Source organism: Brevibacterium sp. OS20 (assembly GCF_056837565.1).
In genome coordinates this window covers 3,866,928-3,885,876 of sequence record NZ_CM166367.1, presented here as the reverse complement: position 1 = coordinate 3,885,876, position 18,949 = coordinate 3,866,928, and the positions used below count along the sequence as shown (strand labels likewise).

The window sequence follows — 18,949 nt, the reverse complement described above, 5'->3', positions numbered from 1 at the left end:
CCGAGAGGTTCTGTCAGTGCGTTCCGATGAGGACGAGGGTGAGCAGCGGAACGACTCGCTGAGCGGGCACGCGCCAGTGTCCGCGGCGGGCGCTCTCTAACCAGCCGGCTCCGGCGAGGGCATGCACATGGTGATAGATCTGCCCGGACGTGCCGAACCGTTCGTCCTTGCCCAGTTCGGCGACGGTGCTCGTGCCCTCATAGATCGCTTGGAGCAGCTGCAGGCGGACCGGGTGACCGAGGGCTGCCAAGGATCCGGCCGCCTCGGCGAAATCGATCTGCGCCAGCCCTGCGCTGCTCAGACCCATCTGCCACGCCACGGGACCGTTGCCGCCCGGGGGAGTCGTGTACCCGGTGTAGGTCACTCCGCCCTCCTCGCCGAGGTGGTCGACGAGCCCGTGCAGCGCCCAGAACGTCTCGGTGTCGCCCGGCAGGGCTGTGTTCCCGGCGGCGGGTTGGACTGACGATTCCGGGCAACCGGATGGCGCCGGTGATTCCGCTCTGATCGACGACGTTCCGTCCGCCTTCTGCTGAGTCACGCCGGGCTCCTGCGATGCAGAGGGTTCTGCGGCTGCAGCCTCGAGCTCGGCGACTCGCTGTTCGAGAGCGGAGAGGCGATCTTCTGCCGACGGTGTTGGTTCCATGCTTCGACAATACAGGAAATACGTAATTACGTAAATGCATGCAGAGCGAAGAGGCGGCTCTCGCTCGACCCTGAACCGACGCTGATCGGACAGACTCAGGCAGGCGACCTAGACTGGTGCCGTGATGAGTACCGAAGATCCGCGCACCGAATCCACAGCCCCGCGTAACGAAGCCGCCCCGCAGGCCATTGCCGCAGCGAGTCGACTCGGCTGGCCCATGGTCGTACGCGGAATCCTCGGCGTCGCCTTCGGCATCGTCACCGTCTTCTGGCCCCGCGATTCGAGCAATCCGCTGCAGCTGAGCCTGCCGACCGACGTTGTCGACCACCTCGCGATCGGCTACCTCATCCTCTTTGCCCTGGCCCTGGTCTTCCAGGCTGTGCGCTCGCCGTTGAACGTGCGCACCGCGATCTTCGGACAGGCCGTCATCGCGATCCCGGCCATCGTCTTCCTCTTCCTCGCCGACCAGCCCGCCGAACTGCGCGCGGCCCTGAGCATCTGGGCCCTGCTGCACGGCGCCCTCGAATTCTGGGCCTACCGGCAGCTGCGGTCCCAGCCCATGGCCTCGGACTTCCTCATTGCCTCCGGAGTCCACGTCCTGCTCGGCATCATCCTCGTCTTCGGCGACGGCATGGAGGCGCTGTCGATCCTCGGCTTCACGGGAGCGGCGACCCTCATCGCCGGCGTGATCTTCATCATCGGCGGCTACTCTCGCCTGAGCAAGGGCCGCCAACTGGCCAAGCTCGGTGCCCTGCCCGAACAGATCGACACCCCCGCCGAGGCGGCCGACCCCACCGACGCTGCCCCCTCGGGCGCCGCTGACGCCGCCGACGATGCGAACCCGTCCGATGCCGCGGACACATCCGACCCAGCCGATGCCGCGGACACGTCGAACCCAGCCGATGCCGCCGGCGAAGCCGATCGCACGACCGAGGCCGCCGACTCGGCCGATTCCGGTGATCCGGACGATCCGGACACCGATACTCCAGTGAAGAAAGAGCCCTGACCGGCACCCGAGCCAACCGAGACACCCGAGGTGAGATGAGCACTGTCGAGCACGAGAGCGCAACCGAATCCCGATTGGCCACCATCGCCGCCTCGGTGAGGTCCTCCGAGTTATTGGGCGACCTTGCCGAAGCCAGCCGAGCACTCGACCCCGTCCTCTTCCGGCGCCTCTTCGAACTTTCCCGTTCCCCATCGCTGCTGGTGGCCACCGACTACGACGGGACGATTGCCCCCATCGTCGACATCCCCAGCCAAGCCTTTCCCTTGGAGAGCTCGGTCGACTCACTGCGCGCGCTCGCCTTGCTGCCGTCCACCTCGGCGGGGGTGATCTCCGGTCGCAGTCTGCGTGACCTCGCGGCAATGTCGCGCCTGCCCCGGGAGGTCCACCTCTTCGGGTCCCACGGCGGTGAGACCGACACATTCACCATCGACACGCTCACCGAAGAGCAGCGGGCGGTCCTCGCCGACTTCCGCGCCGACCTCACCCGCGCCCTGCCGCGCGACGTCATCGAGCACAAGACCACTGGCGCGGCCGTGCACCTGCGCGGACTCGACGAGGCCGGCCGGCGGGAGATCGAAGCCGCTGTCGAGAAGCTCGCCGACGCCCACCCGATCCACCCCACCCGCGGCAAGCAGGTCATCGACCTGTCCGTCGTACCGTCGTCGAAGGCCGACGCGCTGACCCGTCTGCGCAGCCAGACAGGGGCGGAAGCCGTCGTCTTCATCGGCGATGACACCGCCGACGAGTTCGCTCTCGAAACCCTCGGCGCCGATGACCTCGGGCTCAAGGTCGGAACTCAGACCGCACCCACTCACGCCGACTTCCGGCTGGACTCACCGGCCGAGGTCTCCACCGTCCTCAGTGCCCTGTTCGAGCTGCGCAAGTCCTGGCTCTTCGGCCGCCGCGCCACCCCGATCCAGCGGCACAGCCTCATCGGCAACGGACAGTCGACCGCGCTCATCGACCCCACCGGCAGCATCTGCTGGATGCCGCACCCGCTGCCGCATTCGGCGTCGATGTTCTCCGAGATCCTCGGCTCCGAGGCGGCAGGATTCTTCGCCGTGGCACCGGCCAACGGGGCCGCCCCGCTGACCCAGCGCTACCTCGGGAACTCGACCCTGCTCGAGACCCGGTGGGCCGGACTGAGCTGTGTCGACTACCTCGCTCCCGTCGACGGGCACAGCGATGACACGATCGTCGTCCGCGTGCTCACCGGCGACACCCCGACCCGCATCCGCTTCGCACCCAGGCTCGACTACGCCACGGTTCCCACCCGCATGACCCGGTCCGATGATGGTGTGGCGGTGCTCGGCACCGCCGAGCCGATCGAACTCCACGCCCCCGGAATCGACTTCGACATCGTCGAGAACGGCGACTCCCACACCGCCGAGGCGACCGTCGTCCCCTCGCAGCAGCCCGGCGGATCCGTCGTCCTCGTCCTCGCCTGCGGGACGGGCACGGGCGACGCCGGATACATGGCCACCGGCGGCGAGCATCATGTGCGCGAACGCGCCCTGAACTTCTGGACGAACTGGGTCGAATCACTGACTCTGCCCGGTCACCACCGCGAAGAGGTCATCCGCTCCGCGATCACCCTGCGCGCTCTGTGCCACGAACCCACCGGCGGAGTCCTCGCCGCCCCCACGACCTCCCTGCCCGAGGGCATCGGCGGCGTCCGCAACTGGGACTACCGCTATACATGGCTGCGCGACGGATCGATGACCGTCCGCGCCCTGCTCGCCCTCGGTTCCACCGGTGAGGCCGAAGGATTCCTCTCCTGGCTGTCGGGGGTGCTCGAGCGCACGGTCTCACCCGAACAGCTGCATCCGCTCTACGCCGTCGACGGCTCGGCCCTGACCACCGAGGCGGTGCTCAACCACCTGCCCGGATACGCCGGATCACGGCCGGTGCGGGTCGGCAACGCCGCCGAACATCAGGTCCAACTCGACGTGTTCGGCCCGGTCACGGAGCTCCTCGACGAACTCAGCGACCACCTCGGCGAGTTGCCCGAGGATTATTGGACGCTCACCTGTCAGATGGTCGAGGCCGTGGGCAAACGGTGGTTCGAGGCCGATCACGGGATCTGGGAAGCCAGGCGTCCGCCGAAGCACAACGTGTACACGCGCGTGATGTGCTGGGTGACGGTCGATCGGGCGCTGCGGATCGCGGACCGGTTCGATCATGAGCCGCCCGGTGCGTGGCGGCAACTGCGTGAGGAGATCGCCCACGACGTGCTCACGCATGGCTTTAACGAGGAAGTCGGAGCATTCACCGTCGCCTACGGTGAGACGGACCTGGACTCGGCCGCACTGTTCGTCGGACTCTCGGGACTGCTCGCCGCCGACGATCCGCGCTTCGTGTCCACCGTCGATGCGATCGAACGCGAGCTGCGGGTCGGCCCGACGGTGTTCCGCTATCGCTACGATGACGGGCTGCCCGGGCTCGAGGGCGGATTCCACATCTGTACGACCTGGCTCATCGAAGCCTTCATCAAGGTCGGTCGCATCGACGACGCCTGGGATCTGTTCCGGCAGGTCGACAACTTGCTCGGGCCCACCGGGCTGCTGTCAGAGGAATACGACCCCGTCGCCGAGATGCACCTGGGCAACCACCCGCAGGCGTACTCACACCTCGGCTACATCCGCGTCGCCCAACAGCTCGACGCCCACCGCCCGAGCTGAGGCAACGCTGCCTGCCGCGGCGGACCCTGTCCGCGCGATAAATGTGCGCAGATTGCCAACTCCGAGCTGGAAATGGGCAATCTGCGCACACTTATCCTGCCGTCAGACGGCGGACGCTCAGTGGTGCCAGCTGTCCTGTCGCGCTCAGCTCACTCGACGAGGAGGGTGACCACCTCGGCGACGCAGGCGGGGCGATCCTGGCCGTCGATCTCGATCGTGTGTTCGAGGATGACCTGAGTGCCCTTGTCGCCGCGGATGACGTCCTTGACGCTGATGGTTCCGCGCAGTCGGGAGCCGACGAGGACGGGCTGGAGGAAGCGGACCTTGTTGAGCCCGTAGTTGACTCGGATCGACACGCCTTCGATCGTGAAGACCTCCGTGGAGAGCTTCGGAATGAGCGAGAGGGTGAAGAATCCGTGGACGATCGTCGCACCGTAGGGCCCTTCGGCCGCGCGCGTTTCGTCCACGTGGATCCACTGGTGGTCGCCGGTGACATCGGCGAAGGTGTTGATGGCGTCCTGATCCATCGTCATCCATTCGGAGGAGCCGAGCTCCTGGCCGATGAGCGATTCGATTTCGTCGATGCCGTTGATTGTGCGCACGTGGTTCTCCTTTGATCCTGGCTCAGATGCTGAGCGGACATTCGATTGAGGTCCGCTGTTCTTGGCATCATACGTGGCCGTCCGGTCGACGCCACACAGCCGTCCGGACTGTGAGTCCCACGGTCCGAGTCCGTTCGGTTGACGGTTCAAGTCCGTTAGGTTGGAGGCATGGCCGAACAATCACAGGAGCGCCCGGAGACGCTGACGCATCCCCTCTCGCCGAGGTGGCTGGAACGTCCCGACGGCTACCGTCACTTCGAATCCGCGTACTTCGTCGGCCACGGGACAGACACGTTCGAGCGCTGCGCCGAGGAGCTCCTGCACTGGGAGGTCAAGATCCGCAGCGGCTTCGACATCGAGGTGGACGTCGGCGACGTCCTCGTCGGAAGTGCGGACATGGTCAGTCGAGCGGCTGGAGCGGAGTCGACGGCCGATGTCGACGCTCGCGCGGACGGAGTGAGACCTGGTAGGCTGCCTCGTGTGGAGCCGGGGCAGGAGCCGACGATCCGCGTGCGCCTCGGGCCCTTCCGCCTGCCTGAGCCCTCACGAGTCATCGACGTCTTCGAAGCGGAGGACCGATGCGGATTCACCTATGGCACGAAGCCGGGACATCCGATCACCGGAGAGGAGTCATTCATCCTCATCCGCACGGCCGAGGACCGGGTCTTCCTCGTCCTGAGGTCGGTCTCGCGGGCGGGGCTGGGCATCTGGAGACTCGGCGAACCGTTCGTCCGGCTCGCTCAGATCATCTACCGCCGCCGTTACGGACGAGCCTTGCGCCGCTGATCGATCACTTGCCGGGAATCGAGTCGCGGGCGGGGGTGTATTCCCAGTGCCACGGCTCGTACATGCTCGCCTTGGCCCAGTCGGGGTTCTCCCAGCCGTATTCGTCTCCGTGCTCGACGAGCCAGTTCCAGGCTCCGGTCTTGTTGGCGACTCCGCCGCCGAGGTCGAGTGCGATTCCCCAACCATGCAGTGAGGTGCCCGGCTTGGCGGCCAGCCCCGGCTTCCGGCCGGCGACCGAGAGCTGTCCGGCCATGTCGCGGTAGGAGTCCGTGATCTCGAGCTCCTTGCCGGTGTCCTTCTTGTACGCGGCATTCATCTTCGCGAAGGAGACAGCGGCGTCGGCGCGGAGTCGGTGGTCTTCCTTGCCGAGGTCGCACAGCCACTCGTCGGGCAGTTCGCCGTTGCCGGCGGACTGGTCGAAGTTCTGCTTCGCATCGCAGCCGGGCAGGGCGCTCTTCTCAACAGCGCGGGACGCGGCTTCGACCTTCTTCTGCTTGGCGCTCGGCACGCCGATCTCCATCGATGACTTTCCCTTGACTTCCGGGACGTCGGCGTTGACCTTCTCAGCATTGATGGCGGCGGGCTCACCGGCGGCGGTCGGGTCGGTCTTGACCTCGGCACCTCCGCTGAGGTTGTTGACCAGCATGGTCACGGCAGTGGCGGCACCCGCCACTGAGACGGCTGCCAGAGTCGAGACGGTCCGCACTTTCTTCTTTCGCACGGACTTGAGCAGCGCACCATCGGACCCGCGGCTCTCGGCGGCTCCTGCGCTGACCCGACGGGCAGACGAGGCAGACGGTGAGCCGAAGGTCGTGGGGACCGCGGCTGCTTCACGCGCCATTGCGGCACGACGCGGAGACGCCTGAGCGGCCCGCGCCTCGTCGGCCATTGCTGCGCGCCTGGGCGACAGGGACTCGGCAGAAGAGTCAGTGGATGCAGGCGCGGTCGGTGCCCCGGTGCTGCGCGACGAGGTGCGTGCGCGTGAGAACGGGGACGATGAGCGACGCCTGTGCAGATCCCGTCGACGCACCGTTGGTTCTGTGGTCGATGATGACTCTGACATAACTCTCCGTGTGACTGTGACTCGTCGAAGACCGCCGAGGTTTCGACGACTTCAATACAACATCACAAAAGTGTAACGGGAATATATAGAACCTGTCATATTTTGGTGACGAGTTGCACTCGCGGTCGGTCAGCCGTTGTCCAGGCTGGGTCCAGCGAAACCTCGGAGTCCGGGCATCAGACCAGGTCAGCGCCCTGAATGGAGTTGAGGGGCCGCCTCGGCGAAATCATTCGGATCGGCTCTCGATGTACTCCCGGAGCGCGCGATCCTGGGCCTCCTCGTCAGGGAAGATCACCTCGGTTCGCGCGCCTCCCGTTACGGGGTCGTTACTGAAGATCAGCGTGATGCCGAGCAGCCGAGCCTGCCCCTGAGCGATGACGAGACCGAGGCCCATTCCGCCGCCGCCGGCGGAGACGAAACGGGTCGGGCCGGTGTTGACGATGTCCGGTGGGTAGCCGGAGCCGGAGTCGGTGACGACGATGCTGCGCGTGCTCGTCTCCAGGCGGATGGGATCTCCACCGTGTTTGATCGCGTTGACGAGCAGGTTCGAGACGATGCGCTCGAAACGGCGGACATCGGTGACCAGCGTCGAATTCAGCGCCGCCAGATGGGTGTCGATCTGATGACCGGCGAGGGCACCCGAGGCTTCCATCGTGCCCAGCAGGGACCGGATCGCCTGATCGACGTCGACGCGGGTGAACTCCGGGTTGGCGCGGCCGGCGTCGAGGCGGGAGACCTCGAGGAGATCTTCGACGAGGACCTGCATGCGCACGACCCGGTCCTTGACGAGTTCGGCCGGGCGGGAATCCTCTTCGAGCAGGTTGGCGGCGTTGACCAGACCGGTCAGCGGGGTGCGCATCTCGTGCGCGAGGTCGGCGGTGAAGCGCTGCTCGGAGTCGATGCGTTCGGTCAGTCGGGCTACCGCGGTATCGACGGCAGTGGCGAAGGCCCACACCTCCTGATCGGATTCGTCGATGACATCGGCGATGCGCGTCGTCGTGTCCCCGGCGGCGATCTTCCTGGCAGCCTGAGCGCCGAGGGTGAGCCTGCGGGAGATGCGGCCGGCGACGATCGATCCCACACCGCCGACAACGAGGGCGGAGCCGATCATGCCCACCAGCAGTGCTTGGTCGATGCGGCCGATGAGCTCTTGGCTGTCCTTCGTCGAGGCGCGCACGGAGATCACCTGGGTGTGCGAACCGACCTCGATCGGGGCGGCGGCCCACACGATCTCCTCACCGTCGACCTCGGACCGGATCGTCACACTCTGGCCCTTGAGCGCGGACTTGCGCGCTTCCTTGGGCAGCTCCGGATCGTCGATGCGGGCATTGAGGGTGAGCACTCCGGTTTCGGAGAAGATGGCCGTCGCATTCGTCAGCTGCTCCGTCACGGTCGAACGCATCCGGTCGTCCTCGGCTCGTGCGGCGGATTGGCGCAACACGATCGAGCACGACAGCACGGCGATGATCACCGAGGCGACGATGAGCAGAGAGATCTTCCAGCGCAGCGACATGCGATCAGCCTGCGAAGCGGTAACCGAATCCGCGAACGGTTTCGATCATGTTCGCCCCGATCTTCTTCCGCAGGCGCTGGATGTGAACGTCGACGACGCGGGAGTCACCGGCCCATTCGTATCCCCATACCGTGAACGCGATCTTCTCCCGGGAGTACACATGTTCGGGCTGCTCGGTCAGCAGCAGGAGGACGCGCAGCTCGGTCGGGGTGAGGTGGACTTCCTCTCCGTCGACCTCGACGGTCAGCCGGCCGGTGTCGAGGACGAGGGATCCCAGTCGTGTGCGGAACGGACCCAGCCCGCCGTCGGAGCCGGACGGTTCCTGGGCCACAGTGGGCGAGCCGTTGGGGCGGGGTGGAACCCCGGTGCCGCCGATCGCCTCTTCGTCGTCATCCGTCTCGGGGGCGGTGGTGAATTTCCCACCGGCACCGAGGTAGGTGTCATCGGATTCGAGCTGCGCTCGCAGCCGATCCCGGGTGTCCATTCCGGGGCTGGCGCCGAGGACCTCGGGGATGCCGTCGCCGGTGACCATGCCGCCGGGACCGATGACGGTTTCGTGATGCTCATCCGCCTCGGGGGCGGGGGAATAGCCGAACCGGTCGGTGCCGGTGGTGATGAATCGACGAACGACCGCGCGGATGCGGGCGTTGAGCACCTGCATGTCGAAGGGTTTGGTGAGGTAGTCGTCGGCTCCGGCCTCGAGCGCCTGGACGATGTCGATGGCATCGGAACGGGCGGAGATGATGATGATCGGGATCGTCGAACGCTCGCGCACGGCACGGCAGATGGACGCGCCGTTCATCGTCGGCAGCATGAGATCCAGAAGCAGGACATCGGCGCCGTTGGCGGAGACGAACTCGTAGCCCTCGCGGCCGTCGGCAAAGGCCGAGACCGTGTAATCGAAGCGTTCGAGTCCGATCTGCGTCGTTTCGCGGATGACCTCGTCATCCTCGACCAGAACTATGTGCATTACGTTTCTCCATTAAGCCGCGTGAAGCGTTGACCTGGTTCAAACCTACCGTCGTGCAGGCGGAACACCTGCACCGACCAGCCGGAGGGGCAGCATGCTTTGTCCCCGTCAGCGAACATGGCCTCCTGCACCACCAGTGTCCCATTTCTGCCGGGACTGACCTTGAGCTGATTGCCCGTGGCGATGAGCTCGAGGCGGGGCTCGCCCTTCTGTTCGCTGATGACAGCGCCGGCGATGATCTCATTCCGCTGTTTGGGGTTGGCCACCGTGACCAGCTGGAACTTCTGTTTGCCGCTGAGGAACGGCGACGCGAACTTCAGGCAGTCCTTGCAGTCAGCGACGACCTTGGCGGTCTCCGTGGCGCTGCCGGTGACGGCGATTCCCGAGGACGATTCGATGGCCTTGCGGACCTCGTCGAGCGAGAACGGTTCGTTCGCCTGGCCGGCTGCCTCGGTGTTGGGGGCGAAGAGAGAGGGGGAGGGGTTGCCCTCGGGGGAGACCTTGAGGCCGCGATCGGGGCCGCAGGCTGTGACGGTGAGAGTCATGACTACCGCGAGGAGGAGTGCGGTGACGGTGCGGAGTGTGCGACGGGGGGATGCCGAGTGGGGAATATCGAGGGGGCCGGGGCCGACGGCTGCGACGCCTGCGGCGGTGGTCGTCGGTGCAGTGGTGTCCGCGCATGATTCACAGCCAGGCGGGGCCTGGCTGGAGTGAAATGAGCGCAGCTCCTCCCCGGAGGCGCGTCTGACAGTGACGGGCACATCCTCATTTTTGCCTGTTCCGAGCCTGTAGTCCACCTGATCATCGGCGCAGAGGGGTCAGCGCCGTCGTCGGATCCACCTGCCGTCGTGTCGTCCGCCGGTTTCAAGGCGTCTTGTGGCCGCCTCGGTGCTTGGGACGGACGGTTGGCGGGGCCCACCTCGGTGCCGGTGGAATCGAAGTTCCAGTTGGGGTCGACCGAGATTTGATCTCGCCCACAGGATGGGACTGCTCTCAGGTCGGACCGGTAGAATGAGCGGCATGGCGCCCACGAACACCCCGAAGAAGAAGTCCACAGGCGGCAAGCCCACCAGCACGGTGTCCTACAAGGACGCGATCAAAGTCGGCGCCGTCTGCGGAATCGTCACTCTCGTCCTCGCGATCATCGTCACTCGAGCTTGGCAGGACGGCCGCGCCTTCGGCTACGCGTTCATCTACGCCGGAGCCGCATTTGTGCTGGTGTCGGGCTTCACGAGCTACCTCAACTGGGTGATGCGCAAGGATACGCAGAACCAGAACCAGTCCTACCCGGTCATGCGGTAAGACGTCCCAGTCCTGCGCCGAGACGCCGGCCCTGCGCTGAGACGTTCACTGCGGCGCCGGCATCGACTTCCCTCTCGCGGCACCACCTCGCGTGACTGTCACTTCCTACAGCTGCTGAGGCATCAGACACCGAAAGCGCCATAACGCCCTGCTCCTGCAGGGCGTTATGGCGCTTTCAGTGGGTGATGCTCGCAGTCGGGGAAGAGGCAGCTTGTCGGTTACCGCTGTGCGGCCGACGTGTGCCCGCCGCAGCTCCGTCGCCGGAGGGCCCCGCCGCAGCTCCGTCGCGGTCCGCCCCGCCGCGCTTACCTGAAGCGCAGCAGGCGGAGGCTGTTGAGGATGACGAACACCGACGAGAACGCCATCGCTGCACCGGCGATCATCGGGTCGAGCAGACCGAACGCCGCGATCGGGATCGCTGCCGTGTTGTAGGCGAAGGCCCAGAACAGGTTGCCCTTGATGAGCCCCAAGGTTCGGCGCGAGAGTCGGATCGCCTGCGGGATCTGCTGTGGATCGGACTTGACCATGGTGACATCCGAAGCCGCCATCGCCGCGTCCGTGCCCGACCCCATCGCGATGCCGAGATCGGCACCGGCCAGTGCGGCGGCGTCGTTGACCCCGTCGCCCACCATGGCCACGGCCCGGCCCTGCCCCTGCAGTTCGCTGACCACGGAGACCTTGCCTTCCGGGCGGACATCCGCGCGGACCTCGGTGATCCCGAGAGCCTCGGCGACCACCTCGGCGGCTTGGGCATTGTCCCCGGTCAGCAGCACGGTGCTCAGTCCCAGCGAATGCAGTTCGTCGATCGCCGCCTTGGCCGTCGGTTTGGCTTCATCGGAGACGAAGCTCAACCCGCGGAACTGACCGTCGATCGCCAGTGCGACGATCGTGGCCCCACGCGGAATCGAATCGGTCGGGTAGTCGACCGCGATTCCGCGTTCCCGGAGCAGATCAGGGCGACCGGCGAGCACCTCGGCGCCGTCGATCGTGGCCCGCAGTCCGCCGCCGGCGATGTTCTCGAAATCCGTGACCGATGACCCGGTCGCGGTTTCGACCGACCTCGCCGAGGCGGCCCTGGCCGAATCCTCGGCCGATCCCATCGAGCTCGGCTCAGTTGGGACAGTTCCGGTCGAGACAGACTCGGTCGCGGCGGCTCCCGCTGAACCCGTCCCAACGATCTCGGGCGCGGCGTCGACGATGGCGCGGGCGATCGGATGTTCGCTGCGCGATTCCAAGCGGGACAGGACATCGAAGTCCGCGGGCGAGAGCTCGGTTCCGGTCAGGCGCATCACGCCGGTGGTCAGGGTGCCGGTCTTGTCGAGGACGACCGTATCGATCGACCGCGTCGACTCCAGCGCCTCGGGCCCGGAGACGAGGATGCCCAGCTGAGATCCGCGCCCCGACGAGACTGCGAGAGCCGTCGGTGTGGCCAGACCCAGGGCACAGGGGCAGGCGATGATGAGCACGGTGAGCGCCGCATGCAGCCCCGCCGCCCACTCACCGGTGACGAAGCCCCAGATGAGCAGGGTGAGAAGGGCGATGCCGAAGACGATCGGCACGAACACCGCCGAGATCCGATCGGCCAGCCGCTGCACGGCAGGTTTGCCGTTCTGCGCACGGGAGACGAGATCGGCCATGGCCGCCAGCGTCGTGTCCGCACCCACTCGGGTGGCGCGGACCTCGAGCACACCGGAGGTGTTGATCGTGGCTCCGGTGACGGAATCTCCGGGGCCGACCTCGACCGGCACGGATTCGCCGGTGAGCATCGCCTCGTCGATGGCCGAATGACCGGTCAGCACCTCGCCGTCGGTGGCGATCTTCTCGCCGGGACGGACGAGGAAGACATCGTCGACGGTCAGCTCGTCGATCGGCACCTGCACTTCGACACGGCCGCCATTCGCAGCAGCCCCGCCCGAAGCGGCCCCACTGTTCGCGGCGGCACCCTCCCGCAGCACGGTCGCGGACTTCGCGCCGAGGTCGAGCAGCGCCTTGAGCGCGGCCGTCGCCCGGTTCTTCGCCCGGTCTTCGGTGAGCTTGCCGATGAGCAGGAACACCGTGATCGCCGCGGCCGCCTCGAACCACACGTGGTACTCGGCGGGGATCGCCCAGCCGTGACCGTCGGCGACGGCCCGGCCCAGCGTGAAGTACGAGTAGAGGCTCGCGACGGTGATGCCGACGCTGACCAGGGTATCCATGGTCGTCGATCCACCGCGGGCAGCCTTGTACGCCGCCGAGTGGAACGGCCACGCACCCCAGGTGACGACCGGCAGGGCGAGGATCGCGACGATCCAGTGCCACCCGGTGAAGTGCCAGCTCATGACCATCGAGATCGCGACGATCGGCACGGCCAGGATGAGGGCGCCTGCGAAGCGCGGTCGCAGGTGGCGGGGATCGTAGTCGACGATCTCCGGACCGGCACTGCCTGCGCCGGGGCTGCGCACCGTGGCACCGTAGCCGGCCTTCTCGACGGCGGCGGTGATGTCGTCGTCGCTGAGTTCGGAATCGACGACCACATGCGCGGTCTCCAGCGGCAGGTTGACCTCCGCCGTGACCCCGTCGAGGCGGGTGAGCTTCTTCTCGATCCGCGCCGAGCACGACGCGCAGGTCATGCCCGTGATGTCGAGCTCGAGCTCGCGAGGCATCACTTCACCTCGTAGCCGGCCTCATCGACGGCGGCACGGATCGCCGCATCGTCGAGTGCGTCCGACGAGGTGATCGTGACCGGGGAATCGCCCCCGGCGTTGAGGTCAACCGCGACGTCCGAGACGCCCGCAAGTGCGCCGAGCTCTTCCTTGACAGCGGCTTCGCAGTGTCCGCAGGTCATTCCCGAAACGGTGATGGTGGTGGTCGTCATTGTGCTCTCCTATCAGCTGTGAGTGCTTCCCGATGTCAGAGCCTCAGGCGTCGTCGCACCCCGATCGGGCGGACGCGGCCCTCCGCTCAGCTCTTGATGAGTCGGGAGATGGCGGCTGATGCCTCCTCGACCTTCTTCCGCGCTTCTTCGTCGTCGCCCGATGAGGCGGCGTCGACCACGCAGTGAGCTATGTGCTCTTCGAGGAGGTTGATGGAGACCGCGTGCAGCGCGGCTGTCGCGGCGGAGACCTGGGTGAGGATGTCGATGCAGTACTTGTCCTCATCGATCATCTTCCCGATTCCGCGGACCTGACCTTCGATCCGCTTCATCCTCCGCGCGAGAGCGTCCTTCTGCGGGGTGTATCCATGTTGCTCAGTCATATTCACACCGTATACCCCTATAGGGTATAAATCAAGGTCGATCCTCGCCGAGGCGGCTGTGCGTTTGCTCTCACCCTGACCCTGACGTGTTCTCCGGCTCCTACAATCGAATCATGCGTGCTGCCAGACTGTTCCGGTTCCCGGTCAAGGGATTCCCCGCCGAGGAGCTCACCGAGGCCCGAGTGGTCAAGGACCGCGGAATCCGCGGCGACCGGATCGCGGCGTTCACTAATGGCAGCCTCGACGTCCCCGCCGACGCCTGGCACTCGTACTCCGCCTTCACCGTGCTCAAGAACGACACCGACCTGCAGAAATGGCAGGTCGCAACGACCCTCCCCGAGGCGGTCGGCGCCGAATCCGCGCCCGGACCTGATCCGGATGGCCGGAGCGCCCCCGCCGAGGCGGTCGACGATATTTCCGCGACCGTGACCCTCACGGCCCCGACGGGGGAGTCGACGACTTTCTCCACTGATGACGAAGAGGGCAGGGCCGCCTCGGCGATGTTCCTCTCCGAGCGGATACCCCCTCAGGGTACATTCCCGCGCTGCCTGGCCGTCGCCGATCAGGGGATGTTCGACTCGCAGCGCTCGGGAATCTCGCTCATCAACCCCGCCACGGTCGCCGCGATCGCCGATACCGACGAGGGCCGCGCGGCCCTCGGGTTGAGCGCGGAAGCTGCCGGTCGTACGGCGGTCGACCCGGCGGACACGGACGACCCGGTCACTCCCACAGCCGAGCTCGACCCGCTGCGGTTCCGCGGCAACATCCTCGTCGACGGACTCGCCCCGTTCGAGGAGTTCGCGCTCATCGGTTCGATCATCCGCCTCGGCGGCGTGCGCCTGGCGATCCGTTCGACGATCGAACGCTGCCCGGCGACGACCGTCAACCCGACGACCACCGAGGTCGACGTCAACGTCCCACGTCTGCTCAACTCCGCCTGCGGGCATCTGCACTGCGGAATCTACGGGCAGATCCTCGAGACCGGCGATGTCGCGGCCGGCGACGAGATCACGGTCGAAGGCCCGGCCCCGCGGGAACTGGTCAAGGTCGCACGAACTCCGCGGTTCATGACCGTCGTCGGCCGCCGGCAGATCTGCAACGACATCGTCGAGGTGGCCCTGCGCGACGACCTCGGCTGGATCCGCGAATTCGACGAGCCGGGCACGAACCTGCGCGTCCATCTCGACCTCGGCGCACCGTTCTGGCGAACCTATACGATCACCGACGTCGACGGCGACATCGTCCGCATCGCCGTGCGCACCCAAGGCAAGGGCTCCCGCGCCGTGGCGTCGCTGGACGAGGGGCAGCGGATCCTCACCTCCGGCCCGCACGGAACCATGACCGCCTCCCGCGTCTTCGGCGGCACAACGGCTCTGATCACCGCGGGAATCGGCATCACCCCGAGCCTCGGACTGCTGCGCAGCGATGGCCTGGCCGACCTTCCCGCCACCGACCGGATCCGCCTCGTCCACGTCGACCGCGATCACCGCACCGCCTGCCTGTGGAACCGGCTGCAGGACCGTGCCCACTCGGGTGCCGTGCCCGTTGAGACCCATCACCGCGACACCGCGACGGCCGGTCGACCCGGCCACCGGGAGCTCGTGGATTGGGTGGCCGGCTGTGACAACGTCATGGTCTGCGGACCCCGCGACTTCACGGCGGCCGTACTCGCCGCTGCTGACGAGGCCGGCGTTCCCGCCGTCCACCAGGAGACCTTCGCCTCTCCGAACACGGGAATGAGCGAGGCTATCGCCGCATGCTCGCCCGCCGAGGTGACACTGGAGGAATCGGGCACGAGCTTCGTCTGGCAGCCGCAGGAAGGCACCCTGCTCGAATCCTTGGAAGCGCGCGGATTCCGCTCGCCGAGCTCCTGCCGAGGCGGATCCTGCGGAACCTGTTCGGTGTCCCTGGCCGCCGGGTCCGTGCTCTATCCGATCGAACCCGCCGCCCGCGTCGAGAGCGACGAGGTGCTCGTGTGCTCCGCGGTTCCCGCCGGGCCCATCAGTCTGGCCCTCTGAACCCGGCAGGCTGACCGGCCGGAATGGCGCGGCTGACTGACTAGGCGGACTGACCCAGCCGGCCCTCTGAACCCGCCGAATGAGCTGCCGGCCCGATCAGGCAGACGGCGGCTGGGCGGGTGGCACAATGGATTCCATGCCGAAGAAGAAGCGCACCGTGCTGTCGAAGGGGCCCGCCGGACCGGTGGGTCGCCTGAGTCGGTGGGTCCGCCTCTCCGCGGCCGGGCGGATCATGTTCGCGAACTCGATCATGCTCGTGGGCATCATGGTGCTCACGACGAGTCTGCTCTACCTTCAGCTCTCCCAACTCAACACGAAGCGCGAACAGGACCTGCTGCGGTCGGCCGCGGACAACATCTCGATGTCACTGGGCCTCGTCGGAACCGGTGACGTCGGCCAGGACGACTACCTCGATTCCGAATCCCGCGACGACGTTCAGACGCTGCTGGACAACGTCATCAGCCAATACGGCTTCGACATCGCCGCGGTCGTACCCATCGACTTCCTCCTCACGCCGCCGACCCTGGGCTCACCCGGACGCCAGCAGGCGCTGGAAGCGAAGACCGCCTCGGCGGATTCCGGGAAGATCCCCGAGGACTCCATCGACCAGCTGGCCCAGGCCGTCGACGGACAGGCCCTGCAGAATGGCAGGTCGACCGTGCGCTTCATCAACGACGGCGGCCCGGCCGACGGCACCATGTACGTCGTCACCCCCGTCTACGCCGAGCACGTCGGCGTCGACGGACTGAGATCGGACACCGTGGTCGGCGCCGTCATCGTCGGCAGCTCCGCAGATTCGGTCCGCGAAGGCTTCCTGGCGCAGGGCAAATGGCTCATCGGCATCGCCGTCCTCACCCTCGTCCTCGGCATCGGTTCGTCCTGGGTGACATCGCGGGGACTGCGCAGGGTCACCGGTGACTACGGTGCCGACGAGCTGCGCAGCATGCTCGACTTCTACTCCTCCGTGCTCACGGCCGTCTCCGAAGGACTGCTGCTCGTCGATCGAGCCCGCGGGATCGTGCTCATCAACACCGAGGCCCGGGAACTGCTGGGCATGCCGCCCGCCGGCGACGATGCGGACTCGGGCCCCACCTCGGCGGAGGAGATGCCGCTGCGCGAACTCGACCTGCCCGAGGCGCTGCACGATCTGCTCGCTTCCGGACGGTGGGCTCGTGACGAGATCCACTACACCGACGACCGTGTCCTCGTCGTCAATCAGCAGCCCACCGAGGCGGCCAGCGACACGTGGGTCGTGACCATGCGCGATCACACGGAGCTGGCCGAGCTCTCCGGCGAACTCGTCTCCGTGCGCTCCTTCTCCGATTCCCTTCGCGCGCAGACCCATGAATACGCGAACCGGCTGCACATGGTCGTGTCCCTGCTCGAGACCGGGCACGTCGATGAGGCCATCGACTTCGCGGCCAAGGACATCGACGATCTCAACCGGGTCAACGGTGACGGGTCGATGACCTTCGACCATCCTGTCCTCTCGGCGCTGCTGCTGTCGAAGATCGCCCAAGCCGCCGAGGCGGGCATCGAGATGACGGTGGACACCGCGGACCTCACGGGCAACCTCGGCGGGGACGATCGCGACCTCGCAACGATCCTCGGCAACCTCGTCGACAATGCCTTCGACGCCCTGAGCAGGCAGGACGTACTGCCCGAGGACAAGAGAGTCCATGTCGAACTCTCCGGCTCCGGCGGTCCCGGCGGATTCACGATCGAGGTCAGCGATGACGGCCCGGGAATCGACGAGGAATACCTCGACGCGATCTTCGAGCGCGGCTGGTCGACGAAGCACGATGGCGTCGAGACCGACCAGGGACAGGGTCGCCAGCAGACGGGCACCCGCGGGGTCGGGCTGTCCCTGGTCGTGCAGGCGATCCGCCGCCTCGGGGGAGCCGTCGACGTGCAGGGCCACGGGGAGGACTGCGACCGATTCAAGGGCGCAGTGCTCACGGTGTGGCTGCCCGACCCGGGGAATGTGGGTCAGATCGGGGCGGGTCAGACCGCGGCAGGCAGGTCGGGTTCCGGACAGTCCGGCGACGGGCAGGTCGGATAGGGGCGGGGCGGATAGGGGCGGGTGATCGCCGGTGATGCCGGCACCGCCCAGGTGGACCGGAACCGGATGTGACGGGACTGCAACACGATCCGGGACGCTGTCAAACGGGTGAAGATAGACTGGCGGCATGTCGGACACAACTGCGCCTGAATCGAGCATCGGTGTGCTCGTCGTCGAGGATGAGGTGGTCGCCGCCCGTGCTCACGCGAAGTACATCGACCGCATCGACGGCTATCACGTCGCCGGAGTGGCGAAGAATGCCACTCAGGCGATGGCTGCTCTCACAGGCCAGATCTACGGCCTCGATCCCTCCGGCGTCCATCTCGTCCTCCTCGATATGAACCTGCCCGACGGGCACGGGCTGCAGGTCTGCCGCGCTATCCGCGGCCAACGCGTCGACGTCGACATCATCGCGGTCACCGCTGCCAGGGATATGCAGATCGTGCAGGAGGCTCTGTCCTACGGCGTCGCCCAGTACATCATCAAGCCCTTCACCTTCCCCGTCTTCAAATCCAAACTCGAGGCGTATTCGTCCTTCCGCAACCGCCTCGGCGGGGATTCGAACGACGGCGAGGTCACCCAGACCGAGGTCGACAAAGCGATCTCGGCCCTGCGCACGCACACCGTGGCGGCGACCGCGAAGGGAGTGCCCGATGCGGTCCAAGCCGAGGTGAAGAGCCTGCTCGATGAGAATCCCGGCCAGTCCGCAGCAGAGCTGGCCGAAGGGCTCGGGGTCTCCCGAGTCACCGCTCGCCGCTACCTCGAATCCATGGCCGACGCCGGCATGCTCGAACGCCGTCCCCGATACGGTTCGGCCGGTCGTCCCGTCCTCGAATACACCGTCGTCCCCGACGCAGGCTGACCGCGGATTACGTGCGCGAGCAGCCGACCGTAACCGACGCCGCGAGCTGATCGCTCTGTCACCGCGCCCGTGACCGACGCCGCAAGCACTGTTGGGTCGATCCACGGCGTTCTGAACGCCGAAACCGCCGTGGATCGCCCCAACAATCGGTCGTGGGGCCGACGTTGCGCCGGTCTCGCCGCAGGGCAATGGACATCGGGCGAACCC

Annotated in this window: 16 protein-coding genes; 7 read left to right on the top strand and 9 right to left on the bottom strand. The window is 66.8% G+C overall.

What is annotated here, in order from left to right; translation table 11 throughout:
- Nucleotides 1-13: 13 nt before the first annotated feature.
- The gene (locus tag ACVZTU_RS17315) at nt 14-643 is read right to left on the bottom strand and encodes an ArsR/SmtB family transcription factor (protein ID WP_482400963.1); all 630 of its coding nucleotides are present in this window, start codon (nt 641-643) and stop codon (nt 14-16) included.
- 124 nt (nt 644-767) lie between these two features.
- Here ACVZTU_RS17315 and ACVZTU_RS17310 point away from each other — a divergent pair, with 124 nt between their 5' ends.
- Together ACVZTU_RS17310 and otsB are read left to right on the top strand one after the other, a co-directional pair.
- Nucleotides 768-1,649, top strand: coding sequence for an HdeD family acid-resistance protein (locus ACVZTU_RS17310; protein ID WP_482400962.1), 882 nt, complete (start codon nt 768-770; stop codon nt 1,647-1,649).
- A gap of 35 nt (nt 1,650-1,684) precedes the next feature.
- Nucleotides 1,685-4,330, top strand: coding sequence for a trehalose-phosphatase (gene otsB, locus ACVZTU_RS17305; protein WP_482400961.1), 2,646 nt, complete (start codon nt 1,685-1,687; stop codon nt 4,328-4,330).
- Nucleotides 4,331-4,479: 149 nt separating this feature from the next.
- Here the strand turns inward: otsB and ACVZTU_RS17300 are convergent, their stop codons facing one another.
- The gene (locus tag ACVZTU_RS17300; RefSeq protein ID WP_482400960.1) at nt 4,480-4,932 is read right to left on the bottom strand and encodes a MaoC family dehydratase; all 453 of its coding nucleotides are present in this window, start codon (nt 4,930-4,932) and stop codon (nt 4,480-4,482) included.
- 168 nt (nt 4,933-5,100) lie between these two features.
- Between ACVZTU_RS17300 and ACVZTU_RS17295 the strand changes: the two genes are divergently transcribed.
- On the top strand, nt 5,101-5,718 hold the full coding sequence (locus ACVZTU_RS17295; protein ID WP_482400959.1) for a DUF1990 family protein: 618 nt from the start codon (nt 5,101-5,103) through the stop codon (nt 5,716-5,718).
- A 4-nt stretch (nt 5,719-5,722) separates the two neighbouring features.
- Here ACVZTU_RS17295 and ACVZTU_RS17290 read toward each other — a convergent pair whose 3' ends face one another.
- The 4 genes from ACVZTU_RS17290 to ACVZTU_RS17275 all read right to left on the bottom strand — a co-directional run bounded on the left by ACVZTU_RS17290 (nt 5,723) and on the right by ACVZTU_RS17275 (nt 9,809).
- On the bottom strand, nt 5,723-6,607 hold the full coding sequence (locus ACVZTU_RS17290; RefSeq protein ID WP_259358465.1) for a M15 family metallopeptidase: 885 nt from the start codon (nt 6,605-6,607) through the stop codon (nt 5,723-5,725).
- Nucleotides 6,608-7,007: 400 nt separating this feature from the next.
- Nucleotides 7,008-8,294: a sensor histidine kinase gene (locus ACVZTU_RS17285; RefSeq protein ID WP_139467474.1), complete on the bottom strand. Its 1,287-nt coding sequence runs from the start codon at nt 8,292-8,294 to the stop codon at nt 7,008-7,010.
- A gap of 4 nt (nt 8,295-8,298) precedes the next feature.
- Nucleotides 8,299-9,264, bottom strand: a complete 966-nt coding sequence (locus tag ACVZTU_RS17280; RefSeq protein WP_139467473.1) for a response regulator transcription factor — start codon at nt 9,262-9,264, stop codon at nt 8,299-8,301.
- Nucleotides 9,264-9,809 carry a hypothetical protein gene (locus ACVZTU_RS17275; protein ID WP_139467854.1) on the bottom strand — a complete coding sequence of 182 codons (546 nt, stop codon included), beginning with the start codon at nt 9,807-9,809 and terminating at the stop codon, nt 9,264-9,266. Before ACVZTU_RS17275 ends, ACVZTU_RS17280 begins: the two co-directional genes overlap by 1 nt.
- Nucleotides 9,810-10,284: 475 nt before the next feature.
- Here ACVZTU_RS17275 and ACVZTU_RS17270 point away from each other — a divergent pair, with 475 nt between their 5' ends.
- A complete protein-coding gene (locus tag ACVZTU_RS17270; protein ID WP_139467472.1) occupies nt 10,285-10,566 on the top strand; it encodes a hypothetical protein in 282 nt (93 codons plus the stop codon).
- Nucleotides 10,567-10,871: 305 nt separating this feature from the next.
- Here ACVZTU_RS17270 and ACVZTU_RS17265 read toward each other — a convergent pair whose 3' ends face one another.
- The 3 genes from ACVZTU_RS17265 to ACVZTU_RS17255 all read right to left on the bottom strand — a co-directional run bounded on the left by ACVZTU_RS17265 (nt 10,872) and on the right by ACVZTU_RS17255 (nt 13,800).
- On the bottom strand, nt 10,872-13,208 hold the full coding sequence (locus tag ACVZTU_RS17265) for a heavy metal translocating P-type ATPase (protein ID WP_482400958.1): 2,337 nt from the start codon (nt 13,206-13,208) through the stop codon (nt 10,872-10,874).
- On the bottom strand, nt 13,208-13,420 hold the full coding sequence (locus ACVZTU_RS17260) for a heavy-metal-associated domain-containing protein (RefSeq protein WP_139909352.1): 213 nt from the start codon (nt 13,418-13,420) through the stop codon (nt 13,208-13,210). The genes ACVZTU_RS17265 and ACVZTU_RS17260 overlap by 1 nt, the downstream gene beginning before the upstream one ends.
- A gap of 86 nt (nt 13,421-13,506) precedes the next feature.
- A complete protein-coding gene (locus ACVZTU_RS17255) occupies nt 13,507-13,800 on the bottom strand; it encodes a metal-sensitive transcriptional regulator (RefSeq protein ID WP_062862662.1) in 294 nt (97 codons plus the stop codon).
- A 113-nt stretch (nt 13,801-13,913) separates the two neighbouring features.
- On the opposite strand from ACVZTU_RS17255, the gene ACVZTU_RS17250 reads away from it, so the two are divergent.
- From ACVZTU_RS17250 to ACVZTU_RS17240, 3 genes are all read left to right on the top strand, one after another.
- Complete coding sequence (locus ACVZTU_RS17250) at nt 13,914-15,818, top strand: MOSC domain-containing protein (protein ID WP_482400957.1); 1,905 nt, start codon at nt 13,914-13,916, stop codon at nt 15,816-15,818.
- A 136-nt stretch (nt 15,819-15,954) separates the two neighbouring features.
- The gene (locus tag ACVZTU_RS17245; RefSeq protein ID WP_139909350.1) at nt 15,955-17,880 is read left to right on the top strand and encodes a sensor histidine kinase; all 1,926 of its coding nucleotides are present in this window, start codon (nt 15,955-15,957) and stop codon (nt 17,878-17,880) included.
- A gap of 127 nt (nt 17,881-18,007) precedes the next feature.
- The gene (locus ACVZTU_RS17240; RefSeq protein WP_139467467.1) at nt 18,008-18,742 is read left to right on the top strand and encodes a response regulator; all 735 of its coding nucleotides are present in this window, start codon (nt 18,008-18,010) and stop codon (nt 18,740-18,742) included.
- Nucleotides 18,743-18,949: the final 207 nt, after the last annotated feature.

Excerpts from the sequence above, each read along its gene's own strand:
- ACVZTU_RS17295 (WP_482400959.1), top strand. The coding sequence starts at position 5,101 with ATGGCCGAACAATCACAGGAGCGCCCGGAGACGCTGACGCATCCCCTC.
- ACVZTU_RS17270 (WP_139467472.1), top strand. The coding sequence starts at position 10,285 with ATGGCGCCCACGAACACCCCGAAGAAGAAGTCCACAGGCGGCAAGCCC.
- ACVZTU_RS17285 (WP_139467474.1), bottom strand. The coding sequence starts at position 8,294 with ATGTCGCTGCGCTGGAAGATCTCTCTGCTCATCGTCGCCTCGGTGATC.
- ACVZTU_RS17310 (WP_482400962.1), top strand. The coding sequence starts at position 768 with ATGAGTACCGAAGATCCGCGCACCGAATCCACAGCCCCGCGTAACGAA.
- ACVZTU_RS17275 (WP_139467854.1), bottom strand. The coding sequence starts at position 9,809 with ATGACTCTCACCGTCACAGCCTGCGGCCCCGATCGCGGCCTCAAGGTC.
- ACVZTU_RS17290 (WP_259358465.1), bottom strand. The coding sequence starts at position 6,607 with ATGGCCGACGAGGCGCGGGCCGCTCAGGCGTCTCCGCGTCGTGCCGCA.
- ACVZTU_RS17280 (WP_139467473.1), bottom strand. The coding sequence starts at position 9,264 with ATGCACATAGTTCTGGTCGAGGATGACGAGGTCATCCGCGAAACGACG.
- ACVZTU_RS17315 (WP_482400963.1), bottom strand. The coding sequence starts at position 643 with ATGGAACCAACACCGTCGGCAGAAGATCGCCTCTCCGCTCTCGAACAG.
- ACVZTU_RS17265 (WP_482400958.1), bottom strand. The coding sequence starts at position 13,208 with ATGCCTCGCGAGCTCGAGCTCGACATCACGGGCATGACCTGCGCGTCG.
- ACVZTU_RS17260 (WP_139909352.1), bottom strand. The coding sequence starts at position 13,420 with ATGACGACCACCACCATCACCGTTTCGGGAATGACCTGCGGACACTGC.
- ACVZTU_RS17255 (WP_062862662.1), bottom strand. The coding sequence starts at position 13,800 with ATGACTGAGCAACATGGATACACCCCGCAGAAGGACGCTCTCGCGCGG.
- otsB (WP_482400961.1), top strand. The coding sequence starts at position 1,685 with ATGAGCACTGTCGAGCACGAGAGCGCAACCGAATCCCGATTGGCCACC.
- ACVZTU_RS17240 (WP_139467467.1), top strand. The coding sequence starts at position 18,008 with ATGTCGGACACAACTGCGCCTGAATCGAGCATCGGTGTGCTCGTCGTC.
- ACVZTU_RS17245 (WP_139909350.1), top strand. The coding sequence starts at position 15,955 with ATGCCGAAGAAGAAGCGCACCGTGCTGTCGAAGGGGCCCGCCGGACCG.
- ACVZTU_RS17250 (WP_482400957.1), top strand. The coding sequence starts at position 13,914 with ATGCGTGCTGCCAGACTGTTCCGGTTCCCGGTCAAGGGATTCCCCGCC.